Consider the following 13306-nt stretch of genomic DNA (forward strand, 5'->3'; position numbering starts at 1 on the left):
TATTTTATACTATTTTTCAAGCGTTATGAATCCACGAGGCTCGATTATCTGCCCCTCGAACGTATATGGCGTATCACCGAAGTTTACAACAGCGCGTTTTCCAGAAGAAAACTGGGTTTCTTGTATCGTGCGTTCTGCATTTACGAAGCGATGAGACATAAGCTCATCATAACAGATTTGCTGTAGCCAAGTACAAATTTTCTTGTAACTCTCCACAAATGTAACGCTAAAGCTTTCCCATCTTTCTTGATCGATGGACCACAGAGGAGCCGTTCCATAAAGTATATTAAATAAGTCCTTCTTCCACCAAATTTCAGGGCAATGGTGGTTGCAATCCTCCCAACGCCATGAAGTCACAACTGCATCATGGTAAACTAGTTCATATAAGGGTACCCTAGTATATTCATTTATAGAATATTTAAGATAGGTATCAGGTGCGGTTCTCACTCCTAGCATGTAGGATGGCCTTTCATTGTTGCTCCAATCACCACTATTATAAATCGTACCCTTTTTCTCCACGTCTGATCCAAACCAAGTACGCTGAAGCGTCATCATACCATGGGCAAACACACCATGTGATCCAACAAAGTCAGATCCAAATTCTCCTCCTAAAAATATGTTATATTTATCCTCTATGAGCTCGTAATTCTTAATAATAGCCTCCGCATATTGTTTACGTGTAAGTCTATGTTCAGGATTGTAACATTCATAAAGACCATTAGCTTGATATACATCCAGAAAATAGGTTTCATGGGGGTATATTTTGAGTTCCTTTTCGACACGCTTGATAATTTCTGGCCTAACTGCCTCAGGGCACACGTATGTTCCAAATGTATTAGAATACCTAGAACCATCTTCCTTGAGCGATGTAATCTTATCGAACAATTCAGGATAAACATTTCTTTTTAGTGGAATATCAGTGATTTCCGCGTTGCCTGCATATGAATCTGGGTGAATATCTGTAAATAGCTCATAAGCTCCAGTTGCATAACCTATCTCTTTTAGCCGGCTGTCGTAATCCACTTCTGGATATGGTAAGTGGTTGGCATCCCAAAGAATTAACGCTTTATCTATTCCGGCTTTCTTAATTTTTTTTGCAAAACTTACCTCACGTGCTTTGTCCCATACATAAATGTGAACGGCACCCAAAATCTTTTCAATGGCAGGAAAACGTTTCTGTTTTTCCTTTAGTTTAACAACTTTGTTCTTTGCCCAAATATACTCTTTGTACCTTTTACATTGTGCAATGTAGCCGCCTTTATCGAAAAAGACATACCGCACCTTCCGTTCATAACTGAATTTACCCATTGAACTAAGCCAAACTGGAGAAAAAGTAATCAACCCATTTTCGCGTTTGAGCTCGATGGCAGCATCAAACGGAGTTTCAAAAATAGCCATGTAGCCAGTTTCAATAGCAGAATCTGTTACACCAATCCACGCCATTGCCGCACCGCCACCACAGAAGAATAAGGGATGCTGCTCTAAAGGGTAAAATGTATCGTCTACAGGTAGTAGAAGCCCCTCACTGTCTGTTTGCAACAGATAATGATCTTTGCTAGGCGTCCTAAATGCCGCTGGAAAGCTTATCTCATTAAAAGAAACATTTGAATCTGATGTGACACAAAAAATCAATTCCGATTTTTCAGTAAGTTCAACAGTTGCACACATTGCAAACGAACCATTCAACTCTAATTTCAAGATATTCCCACTCTGTGAGACTTTATGAACGGTCAACCCATTTAATGGCATCTGTTCCCATATTTTATTAACACGTTTATCTTTAACACTTATAGTATTGCTTTTACCGTCAAATTTAACCTCCAGATTTCTATCTGATAATAACCATATGTTAGGTATGCAATCACATGATTCATTGTTATTTACAACTTGCAGCGTTTCTTCTTTGTTATTCATAATTAAATTTACCTTCTTTCTTTATATTTTTTAATTTTATATATAATATCTTTTTTAAATTATGCCATATATAATTACATTTATGTTTATAGCCTCTGAGTATATTAAATCCTTATTCTACATTACAATATTAGTCTACTAATTATCACAGTAATATACTATAATAAAACTATCAATAAATATAACAAATCTATTATATTAAGGTGGTGATACAATGGAACCAGTTTTTGAATGCAATAAAAATAAGACCGGCGGTTTTGAACATCCTTTTTATGTAACCACCGTAAATACGGAACGTGAAGGCTATGAGGCACCTCCGCACTGGCATTATCACTTAGAACTTTTATATTTTACATCTGGTACTGCTAAAGTATTTGTTGGAAATACATGCTTTAAAGTTATTAGTGGAGACCTTGTTTTAATTAACCCTTGTGAGGTTCATTCATTAAAAATACAAGCTGGCGTTCCCTCAAAACACTTTATAATAGGTTTTGACACCGCACTACTAAATGCTGTTTCAAATTTAGACTTTGAAATAAAATATCTACTACCACATGCTACTAATATAAATCCAACCTACAGAGTTATAAAAATTGATCATTCTTATAATATTAATTCATTACTAGAAGAGCTCAAACTTGAATATATAAATAAGAACATAGGCTTTGAATTAGCTATTACTTCTAATATATATAAACTTATGACTTGGATATTAAGATACTTAAAAAATAATGATTTAGTTTTAATAACAGATTCTTCATTATCAAAAAATAATATATTGAAGTTAATGAAAGTCCTAAATTATATTGATAATCATTTTAACGAGAATATAACTGCCGCTTCGGCAGCTGATATGTGCTTTCTAAGTTATAGTCATTTTGCAAAGCTTTTTAAAGATGTTATGCATACAACATTCATTCAATATCTTAATTATTTTAGGGTACATAAAGCTGAAAGTCTTCTTCTCGACTTTGAAACAAGTGTTACAGAGATAGCTCTTAAGACGGGTTTTAATGATGCTAGCTATTTTATTAAACAATTCAAATACTATAAAGGGGTATCTCCAAAACAATATCAATGCTTATTAATAAAATCAAAAGAATAATACAACCTTAAAATTAAGAACCAAGCAAAAGTGAATAATAACGTTTGCTTGGTTCTAATAATTTAATTACCTAATACTCAAGTGGAAAGGATATAACTCACATCCTTATTTCACCTAACTTATTATAAACATTTCTAATTCCTTTTTAGAAACAAAATTATAACATCATTTGCGGCAATACTACACACATGTGATTTCTGCATTATAAAATTTTCATCTTTTGAAACAACGTTTTCTCCGTAAACTATACTTTCAACCTCCCACCCATCCTTAAGCAGTATAGAAGTGTTAATACATTTAGGAGAATAATTTATCATTATCGCTAGTTTTGTGCTCTCATCAAAAGAGTGCTCTGTTATTCCAACATAAGGATTATCCTTTTGTATTACTCTATTTTTTCTCACCTCTTCTGAAATTATGCTGTAAATTTTATAATAAGGTTGTAAATCAGCATTAAATAATACTCCTGGCTTGTGGATTACATTCATTTCAATTGGAAGTGTCATGAAGAATACTTTTCCTTTTCCGTATGTTGTAGTTGTTAATGCTGGATTCCCATTATTTTCACAACCAATTACCTGTGCACGTGAAATGTTAAGATCCAACTTAACTTTCGAACTAAAGTTCAAACTTATTTCTTCATAAATTCCGTTAATGTTTGCTTTAAACACAACATTTGCGTCACCGTTTCTGGTCGATCTTGTATTTACTTTAATTCCTGTCACTTCTTCAAAATCTGCCACATAACCGTCATCTATTGATATGTAGAGTGATGCTCCTTGTGAAACTTTATTCAATATTTCTGTCCATTTATGCTTTCTAATTCCCTTAACTCCTTTAATAGACGGAATTATATAAAGCAATGAATCCTTGAGTTGCTGATCCTCATGCTGAAATTCAATGTCAAAACCTGCTTGTTTGGACAATATGAAAGAACTGTATGCTACTGCCCAATGATCCTGATCGCTATTTGTAATGCAAACAGCCTCAACATCTCTTGAAGGCAGTTTTTCAAATGGCATATCATCAATCATTTTTTTAACTTTACCCATTTCTTTAATTACAGGCTTAGCTTCTCCATTCTCGCGAAGAAGCCCTAGTTCTCTCTCGCAAGACATCCAGTCATAAGGCGCATGTGTTAAATGATTTTGATCATGTGCACACCACCATAGAAATCCGTGGCAATCATGTGCCCACAGCGATATCATGCTTGTTCTTGCAAATTCTCCAGCTATCTCATCGCTACATATCATTGGTCCCATAGTACCTGTTTCCTCAGCAAAACAGTTCTTTTTACCAATATTTGAGTAAAACAATGTTTCTGCTGTAGCATGAAGAAGTGGTCTTATTGTATTAACAGGATCGTAATCCGAATATGGTGTCCAAAATGGATAAGGATGAGTTGTAAGAATATCCGTGAGTTCTCCTTGGTCCTGTATTCTCCAGTTTCCTGTAGGTGTAAGACTGTGCATTCCCGATACTAGAGGTCTTGTATTATCCTCAGATTTTATAGCACTAGAGATGGCTGCAGTCCAAACCCAGGCTTCTTCTCTATTATCTACTACTGCCATGACGTTACACTCATTTCCTAAATCCCAAGCAACTATAACTTCGCTATCTTTAAATGTTTTTACAAAATATTTTACAAATCGTACTTACCACATTATTGCCATTTTATCAGTTATTATATTCTTACCCTTTAACGCTTGAGGAACAAAAAGTCTTCCACTCATCCATCCAGTTATAAGTCCAATTATAATCTTAAATTTATATTTCTTTGCTATCTCTATAAACTCTCTAAATCTATTAATAGCTACAATAGAAACCCCCGCTTGCCCTGCCTCTGTATCTGGTAGAAGTTCTTCTCCAAACCTGTATTCAACCTCTTGACCTTCACTAGTGTATAACATTTCTATTGGCTGGAAATCAGGCCAAAGTGGGAATATCCTAAGTACTTCTAATCCTTCCTCAAAAAGTCTTTTTAAATCATTATCTACAACCTCAGGTTTCCAATCAGACCACATAGCTGTGCCTGCATGAGACGCCCAATAATTACATCCTGTAAAAAACTTTCCTGAGTCTTCTATTAATTTATTTTTTTCCATTCTAATAAAACCTCCATTTGTTAATTTATATTACTATACAATTTTACAAATTATCATATAAATATACTATGTTAAAACTATCAATAAATATAACAAATCTATTATATCTGTTAACGCTTTGCTGCTAACTAGATATGTAGAAAGCAAGAATAGAAATTATAAAACTAAAATATAACCATTTAACGACATTTCAGAAGGAAAGTCTCCCACTTCTATAAGTGGGAGTTACATGCCCTAACAAATACAAAACTTTTCGGAGGAAGTATAAATCTCCTTCTGAAGTCGTCAATGCATCTTCTATGAAGATGTTTCAGCTCCGCAGGAGATGATTTAATATAACTTAACAAAGAACCAGGCAATGGAAATATATCCTTGCCTGGTTCTTTAAATAATAACTTAATATTCTAAATTTTCTTAGTCTCCCCTGCCTTTATCTCAATAACCTCATCATTTACACTAATCCATAATGAAATGGAAGATGGATTGTAAATAATGTTATTTTCTACTGAGACCTTAAGATTTTTTAAATCTTTTATATAGTCAATAATTTCTATATTTGTAGCATACCATATATCACTTCTATTACTAATTAATTTGGAAAATTCGTCTATCAATTCCCAGTTCTCTTCAACATCAAATTCATAACTGTGCCCCCAAACATAAAATTACGTTATACTTAACGGTACAGGTGAGTTTGTAGCTCATGGTAATGAAGGAATCAAGTCAGTAACTTTAGCAAATGGCATAATGCTTTCTTCATTCACTGGGAAAATAGTTAACGTTCCATTTAATGGAGACGAATATGAAAACAAGCTCAAAGAACTTATAAAAACTTCATAATTCGTAAAAGTAGTAAATGATAATGTAAAGGCAGATATGTCTAAGTCATTTTCATCTTAATAATATTAATTTTAAAAAAACTAGGAGTGAATAATTATGATTATATTAAAAGCAGCTATCGTTGGATGTGGAGCTATTTATACTAATCATGCAGAGGCACTTACAAACAATGATAATATTGAACTTGTTTGTGTATGTGATATAAACGAAGAAAAAGCTGCAAAGGCTGCAGATAAATACAAATGCAAATATTATACCGATTATAATCAAATGTTAAAAACTGAAAAACTTGATGTAGTGCACATTTGTACTCCACATTATCTTCATGCCTCTATGTCTATTGCTGCTATGCGATCAGGTAACCACGGTCTTACTGAAAAACCTATGGCCATTTCAATTTCTGATGCCAAAGCAATGATTGAGGTGTCAAAGGAAACTGGCAAAAGACTAGGCGTATGTTTTCAAAACAGATTTAATGCAACTTCTGTTAGGATAAAAGAAGCAATTGAATCTGGAGAGGTTGGCAAAGTTATTAGAGCAAAAGGATTTGTTACATGGCATAGAGAAGCCCCCTATTATACTGATTCCGGTTGGAGAGGTTCATGGAAAACTGAAGGTGGTTGGGTTTTAATAAATCAAAGCATTCATACCCTTGATCTTCTACAATGGTTTTTAGGAGATATTCATTATATAAAAGGTTCAGTTGATACGAGACTTCTTCAAGATGTCATTGAAGTTGAAGATACTGCTGAGGCAACAATAAAATTTAGTAATGGGGCGTCAGCCATATTCTATGCTACAAATTGTTATTCCACAGATTCACCTGTGGAATTAGAAATAATTTGTGAAAAGGCAGTATTAAGGCTTACAGAGGATTTAACCATTAAATATAAAAATGGTGAAACCGAGTATACTACCGATGCAGATAATAAAGCTATCGGTTAAAAAGCATACTGGGGATGAGGTCACAAGTTATTAATAAATGATTTTTACAATAATTTAATAGATTGCACTAAATTTAGCATAGATGGAGAGCAAGGAATTACTGCAATTCAAATGATACGTGTGATCTATGCATCCCAGGAAAAGAAACAATATGTAAAGTTAAGTTCTCTAATTTATCTTCGCTTCTAGTAGCATCTACATAACATTAAAGACTATATATCTAAAGCTCGCGACCTGCTTCGAGCTAATCTTAATATTAAATATAAATAATTAAAAAATAAAATATTTTGACATGAATATCAAAAGAAAGTTGAGGAACTAAACACAGTAAATAGTTATAATTAATATGATTAAAAGCTTATAACTATATGGGGAGGATTATTTAATGGAAACAACACTAAGTTTTATAGCAGCGATTTTAACAACAATTTCTTTTGTACCTCAGGCATTAAAAGTAATTAAAACAAAAAACACAAAAGGTATATCTTTTGGAATGTACTTAATGTTAACAGTTGGTGTATTTTTGTGGAGTATATATGGGATTATGACTAAGCAAACTGCAATTGTTTTTGCGAATGTGGTCACACTTGTACTAGCTCTTATTATTTTAAAATATACTTATGAAGATATAAAAAAACAACAAAAACTAGAATCTCTGGCAAAACCTGTAGTAGATTCTATATAAATTTTTTTATATAACATAATAAAATTAGTAGGCAGCAAAAGGTACTACTTTGATAAGGTAATTAAAGTAGTACCTTTTTGCTGTATTTCATTATTAATCATATACTGAACTATCCCTTATATACTCTAAAATAGCAATAAAGCATCCATGCATGTACATGTGCACAGAAAGGTTGAAACGCCCCTTGTGTCCATGGATGGTACAAACCTTCACGTTCGCTAAGTGTAGATTCCAAACTATCTGCAAACGTCCAATGACCAACCCAGTAATCCGGATATTGCTCCGCATAATTGTGGAATGTCAATTTCTTCAATAGCTTGATGGCTTCTCGCCGATCAAATGAAGCAATTCCTACGATCAAAGGTCCTTGGTGTGCAAACCAAATTCCTCCGTCTTCACCTTGACCACCCTTACTCCATATTGGAATTTCCCTGGTTCTTGCACCAATTTTCTCCATATCAAGTAGTCTTTTCTTGATTTCCATATAAAGTTTTTGCTTGCGTTCAATAGGAAAATCTTCCATTTGCAGCAAATAAGGTTGTGCCTCTAGGCATAAGTTATCCATTCCAAACTTTAAATCCGGTTCGTCATGTTCTCCAATATAACAACGTGGTGCAAAAGTTCTGCCCTCCATGTCTCGCATAAATGCAGAAAATAGCTCGTCATGATAATAATTCAATTCACCGATAAAACATTCTGCAATTTCTTGGTTTTGTTCATCTACCACTGCATATTGCTTTAATTCCTTTATAAGTGTAGGAATTACTGAAAGTGCCATTGTTGTGTTGAGATGGGATTCTGCAAAATGTTTGTAAATATTGGGTGAATAGGGATGGAAAAAGCTATCACTCCAATCTGAATTTAACATTTTCACTAAACCGTGATGCCCCACTCCTACAACATCTCTTAAATAGATAAAATGTTGCATAAGAAACTTTAAAACGGTGTTTATTCTGGCATGTTCCATAGGATAATAAGTTACGGTTTCATTTAAGAATTTATAATCGTGAGTAACCCTTAGATATTCGCCAACAGCCATAAACATATAAATTTGCGGATCACTTTCCATGTAGATGTCAGGATCACTATATCCATAACCTATATTTTGACGCCTAATTTGTCCATCACTTGAACTATGCTTCATAGCATACCTAATACATGATTTTGCAAGTTGCGGGTTGCTATAAACTAGTGGAAGCAAGTGCTGTAAGTGATCTCTATTAGATGCATTTTGGCCAAGATGATACGCATAAACAGATCCTTGAGGGATAAAAGTTTCCTTGAAATATTGACTATAATTGGCCATCGCTTCAAGTGTGTACGCATTCCAAATCATTTCACAGCGAAGAATAAGGTCTTGCTCTTCCCCTAATGGTGGAAGTACTTTACGCCATAAGTGAGCATATGCTCCAGTACTCACAGCAATTTTTGCATTCTCTAGCATATCTTGAACTTGTGAGTCTATCTCATTGTTTTCCTTATCAAAAGTAATTCCAATTATTAACTGTATTGTCTTTTGCTCACCAGCATTAAGAACTGTCTCGAATTCTGCTCGCAAGAGATCACCAAGGCCATTTTGACTAGTTTCCACCCTAGAATTGTATGCGTCTGATGGCACAGCTTTTATAAAAAGTGTTGGTGGATATATATCATGGGTAAACGACTCCTCTGGATTCTCTGGCAGTACAAGCAATTTAGTTGGATGACAAGAGATATCAGCCTTCACTATACTTTGATCTGATTGAACACTTAACTTATTACGATATTTCACCCTTTGCTCAGTATCGCCTACAACCTGCCCTTGATCGTTCATCATCATGTAGTTTGCAAGCAATTGTTCACTATATTGAACTTTTATTGGACTTACTGAGTCATTTTGAAGTGTAACATTTACTAAAAAGGACGGATTACCACTATTAATTTTTATAGAAGGCTTAACTGATATAACCTTGGTTATTTTTAATTGCTGCGGACACTCAAATTCATAGCTAGCATAACCAATACCAAAACATTGCTTTGTGTTGATGGTATCATGAGAATTTCCAGAAGCCAAATTATATTTGCCAATTTGTTTATTGGTATCCTCGCTGATTATTCGAATACCAGAGTGATTCCATCCTAGATTTTTCCCACCATGATTTAATCTGGCCCATCCACGTTCACCGGTAATAAATTCATATTGGCCGCTAGCATGAGCGAATAGAGTCATTCTATAATTTCCTAAAATAAAGCATGGATCGCTTGCCAACTTTGAATCATTGCCTACTTTATCTTTAGCGAAAAAAGGAAATCCTCCTGTATATTCGTATTTCGGTAATTCATTGAGATCCCACGTCCAATTTCCCATTTGTTTCATGTTTGTCACAACCTTTCATCCACCAATTTGAACATTTAAATTTAATTTTTCTCCCATTATTTTGTATTCTTTAAGTTCATCTTTTTTCATACTTGTCATATGCGTAAGCTTATAATCCCTTCCAAGTTGTTCATACTTTTCAATCCCCAAAGTATGATAGGGTAGTAAATGAACATTTTTGATGCCATATTCACACGCTTTCTCAAACATTTTATAAAGTGTGTCATTGTCATTATTAAAACCTGGAATTACAGGTATACGCAATATAATTTTTTCAGCATTAACACTTGCTATATATTTTAAATTTTGTAAAATGAGTTTAATATCGCCACCAGTATATTTATGGAATTTATCTTCATCAATATGCTTAAAGTCAAACAAAAATAAATCTAAAAATGGTTCTGCCTCTTTAATTTTATCAATAGACGTCTGACCACAAGTTTCTACTGCTGTGTGTAATCCTTGAGCCTTACTTTTTTTTAAAAGCTCTAAAAATATGTCAAACTGTACAAATGGTTCACCACCAGAAATTGTAATTCCACCACCTGAATTCTCATAATAGTCTTTATCCCTTAATACAACCTCCATTATCTCGTTAGCATTCATTGTTTTACCAGAAAACTGAATTGCATGTTGAAGGCAGCTTTTTTCACACTGTCTGCAATGAGTGCATTTATCACGATGAAATTTTGGTGAGTCATTTTCAAAAGTAATGGCAGAATTTTTACATACACTGCCGCAGTCGCCACATTTTACACATTTATTTTTATAATACATTAAATGCTCCCCAATTGCTTGAGATTCTGGATTAGCACACCATAGACAATGAAGTGGGCAGCCTTGTAAAAACACGAGTGTACGTATTCCAGGTCCATCATGAATTGCAAATCTTTCAATTTCCATTACCCAGGCTCTTAATTCTGCTTTCATTTGTACCCCCCTTGCCTACTTAAAATTGGATGTTCCTTTTTTAAAATAAACTATCATTATTTTAAGTGCATTTTTCTTCATCATAGTATACTCTGCTCAATAATTCTTCTTGTACATTTGGTGTAAGATTAACAAAGACTGCCGAAAACCCACTTACCCTTACAATTAAATTCCCGTATTTTTCAGGATGTACAACTGCATCTTCAAGAACTTTTTTATCTACTACTGTAACCATTAAATGACATCCACCACGTTTAAAATAGGTTTTAAATAATGCTTTAATCAGTGGCCTATTCTCATTAAACATACTTGGTGAAAATTTAATGTTTTGTACAGAACCGGCATGATATTTTGCATCAAATTTTGCAAGTGAATTAAGCAAAGCAGTGGGACCACTCTTGTCAGCTCCTCCCTGTGGATTATTAGCGGGATTCATATACATAGTACTAAGTCTTCCATCTGGAGATGTTGACGTTCTATTTCCCCACTCAGTATTCATCTGATTATTACTAATAACTATTAGGAAATACTGCATTCCTGCTTTGATTCCTCGCTCTCTTACACCTTTTGCAACAAATTCATATAAACTATTTGCCATATTGTCCGCAGTATCTAAATCATTACCATATTTATCACAGTCTAGGCAGTCTCTACGAACATATTCATAACCTTCAAAATTTGCAAGTACAGCACGATTAAGTTCTTCTAATGTATATTTCTTGCAATCAAAAACTAAATGTTTAATAGCAACTAATGAATCCGATGTGTTAATATTTCCATAAGTTTCGTTAGTCCCACCAAGATATCGTACTCCGCCATCTAAAAGCGCTTTCCCTCTTTCAATACAATCATCCATTAAAACACTGTTAAATAAGAATGAAACGTGTTCATTCATTATTTCATAAGAACGATGTTGTGCATATACCGATAAATCTAAATAATAATCTAAAAAGTCTTTATAACCCTTATAAAACTCTTCAAAATTTTGAAAACTTGAAAGAGGCTTCATATCAATTCCACCAGACTTATCTCTTCCATCCATTGGGTCAATGCCTTCATTCATAAATATATTAAATATTTTCAGTAGATTAATGCATACATTAGGTGTACCTGTACTTTGTCCTTGGATTACAAACTCTGTACATCCAAATGGCACATATTGCTCAGCAGCTTTTTCATCAATGCGCATGCCACACGCAACTGCTGGAACATTAACATCATCATTGTATAATGTTGGATACGTTGCTCCGCCGCCAAGTGCATCCAATGCCTCATCCCAAATCTCGTCTAATGTGTCACTATCAAATCTCAAAGTAAATTGTGGCTCCACATATCTGCAATTTTTGGCTACTTTCATTGCAATATGCAAAAATTTATCTGCCTCTTTTGGATGTTTTCTTCCTTTTCCACCAACTATAATTCTTCCGTTAACAGTTGTTCTTCTGTTTTCTATCATCGTCCATAGTGAGTGCAAATAATCGTACGCCTCTTGCTCAGTAATTCTTCCGCTTTCAATATCAGAAACCATGTATGGTCCTAGATAGTCATCCAATCTTCCATAATTAATAACACCTGAGAGTAGTGCAAACAGCCAAATAAGTTGCAACGCTTCATGGAATGTCTCTGGCTTATCTGATTTAATTTTTTCAAGTCCATCACAGATCGTTCCTAATTCCTTTTTTCGCTTTTCATTATCACACTTTTCCATCTGCTCCTGTGCATTTGCTCTTAAATATTCTGCACTATTTACGAAAATGTCTAGACATCCTAATGCTCCAGTATAAAAATCATTAGTTGAATCTGTTTCCATTTTTTTATTTATAGCATCCCTAAGTCCTCCAATTCCTTTTTGGAGAAGTTTTGGATAATCAAGCATCATTCCTGACAAACGCGCTGTAGCAATTAAAGGATAATCACAGTCAATAAACCTACCAATTGTACTATCTGTTAAAACTTCTTTGCAATAGATAGTCTTTAAATCATGTTCTAACCAATAGTCATAAAGTTTATCTACTCTCTTCTTATCAACATCATTACTTAATTTTTTTTGGAAGTCACGCAGTTTATTAAATACACAGAAATGTCCAACGCCTCCTAGGGATGTAACAGTACCAAAACCAATAGGTAAAAAATCTATTCTTCCTGCTATTTTATCTTGCGTCTCAATACTACGAAACAATTTAGGATATAATACTTTTATACATTCAACCTCTTGAACTTCTTTGGGCTTACCTAAATAGGCTTTATGTGTATGTGTATAAGTTTCCATAATAGAAAGCTGCTCAGACAATGATTTTTCACAAGGCAATTTGACGCTTACTTCAACATTTTGTACACCATCAACATTAAATTTCACCATTTGCAATTCCTCCTAATTTACTAACTTCTTCTAAGACTTTCTAATCTCTTCTAATACTTACTTATCT

The 13306-nt window shown here is 33.9% G+C and carries 10 protein-coding genes; 3 read left to right on the top strand and 7 right to left on the bottom strand.

What is annotated here, in order from left to right; all coding sequences use genetic code 11:
- Window positions 1-9: 9 nt before the first annotated feature.
- A complete protein-coding gene (locus tag KPL55_RS17485; RefSeq protein WP_216308034.1) occupies window positions 10-1914 on the bottom strand; it encodes a glycoside hydrolase in 1905 nt (634 codons plus the stop codon).
- A 214-nt stretch (window positions 1915-2128) separates the two neighbouring features.
- Here KPL55_RS17485 and KPL55_RS17490 point away from each other — a divergent pair, with 214 nt between their 5' ends.
- Window positions 2129-3019 (top strand): AraC family transcriptional regulator, encoded by an 891-nt coding sequence (locus KPL55_RS17490; RefSeq protein WP_216308035.1) that lies wholly within the window; start codon window positions 2129-2131, stop codon window positions 3017-3019.
- A gap of 134 nt (window positions 3020-3153) precedes the next feature.
- Here KPL55_RS17490 and KPL55_RS17495 read toward each other — a convergent pair whose 3' ends face one another.
- The 3 genes from KPL55_RS17495 to KPL55_RS17505 all read right to left on the bottom strand — a co-directional run bounded on the left by KPL55_RS17495 (window position 3154) and on the right by KPL55_RS17505 (window position 5738).
- Window positions 3154-4590 (bottom strand): glycoside hydrolase 5 family protein, encoded by a 1437-nt coding sequence (locus KPL55_RS17495; RefSeq protein WP_216308036.1) that lies wholly within the window; start codon window positions 4588-4590, stop codon window positions 3154-3156.
- Window positions 4591-4674: 84 nt separating this feature from the next.
- Window positions 4675-5124: a glycoside hydrolase 5 family protein gene (locus tag KPL55_RS17500; RefSeq protein WP_216308037.1), complete on the bottom strand. Its 450-nt coding sequence runs from the start codon at window positions 5122-5124 to the stop codon at window positions 4675-4677.
- Between the two features lie 404 nt (window positions 5125-5528).
- The gene (locus KPL55_RS17505; RefSeq protein ID WP_216308038.1) at window positions 5529-5738 is read right to left on the bottom strand and encodes a hypothetical protein; all 210 of its coding nucleotides are present in this window, start codon (window positions 5736-5738) and stop codon (window positions 5529-5531) included.
- Window positions 5739-6060: 322 nt separating this feature from the next.
- Between KPL55_RS17505 and KPL55_RS17510 the strand changes: the two genes are divergently transcribed.
- Together KPL55_RS17510 and KPL55_RS17515 are read left to right on the top strand one after the other, a co-directional pair.
- The gene (locus KPL55_RS17510) at window positions 6061-6909 is read left to right on the top strand and encodes a Gfo/Idh/MocA family protein (RefSeq protein ID WP_246599587.1); all 849 of its coding nucleotides are present in this window, start codon (window positions 6061-6063) and stop codon (window positions 6907-6909) included.
- A 385-nt stretch (window positions 6910-7294) separates the two neighbouring features.
- Window positions 7295-7594, top strand: a complete 300-nt coding sequence (locus KPL55_RS17515) for an SWEET family sugar transporter (RefSeq protein WP_216308039.1) — start codon at window positions 7295-7297, stop codon at window positions 7592-7594.
- 109 nt (window positions 7595-7703) lie between these two features.
- Here KPL55_RS17515 and KPL55_RS17520 read toward each other — a convergent pair whose 3' ends face one another.
- The 3 genes from KPL55_RS17520 to KPL55_RS17530 all read right to left on the bottom strand — a co-directional run bounded on the left by KPL55_RS17520 (window position 7704) and on the right by KPL55_RS17530 (window position 13239).
- Window positions 7704-9803, bottom strand: a complete 2100-nt coding sequence (locus KPL55_RS17520; protein WP_216308040.1) for a GH36-type glycosyl hydrolase domain-containing protein — start codon at window positions 9801-9803, stop codon at window positions 7704-7706.
- 162 nt (window positions 9804-9965) lie between these two features.
- Entirely contained in the window at window positions 9966-10880 is a 915-nt protein-coding gene (locus tag KPL55_RS17525; RefSeq protein ID WP_216308041.1) for a glycyl-radical enzyme activating protein, read from the bottom strand.
- Window positions 10881-10941: 61 nt separating this feature from the next.
- Window positions 10942-13239: a pyruvate formate lyase family protein gene (locus tag KPL55_RS17530; RefSeq protein WP_216308042.1), complete on the bottom strand. Its 2298-nt coding sequence runs from the start codon at window positions 13237-13239 to the stop codon at window positions 10942-10944.
- Between the last annotated feature and the right edge of the window lie 67 nt (window positions 13240-13306).

Origin of the sequence: Clostridium lacusfryxellense (assembly GCF_018861735.1) — a bacterium.
Taxonomy (GTDB): Bacteria; Bacillota; Clostridia; order Clostridiales; family Clostridiaceae; genus Clostridium_AD; species Clostridium_AD lacusfryxellense.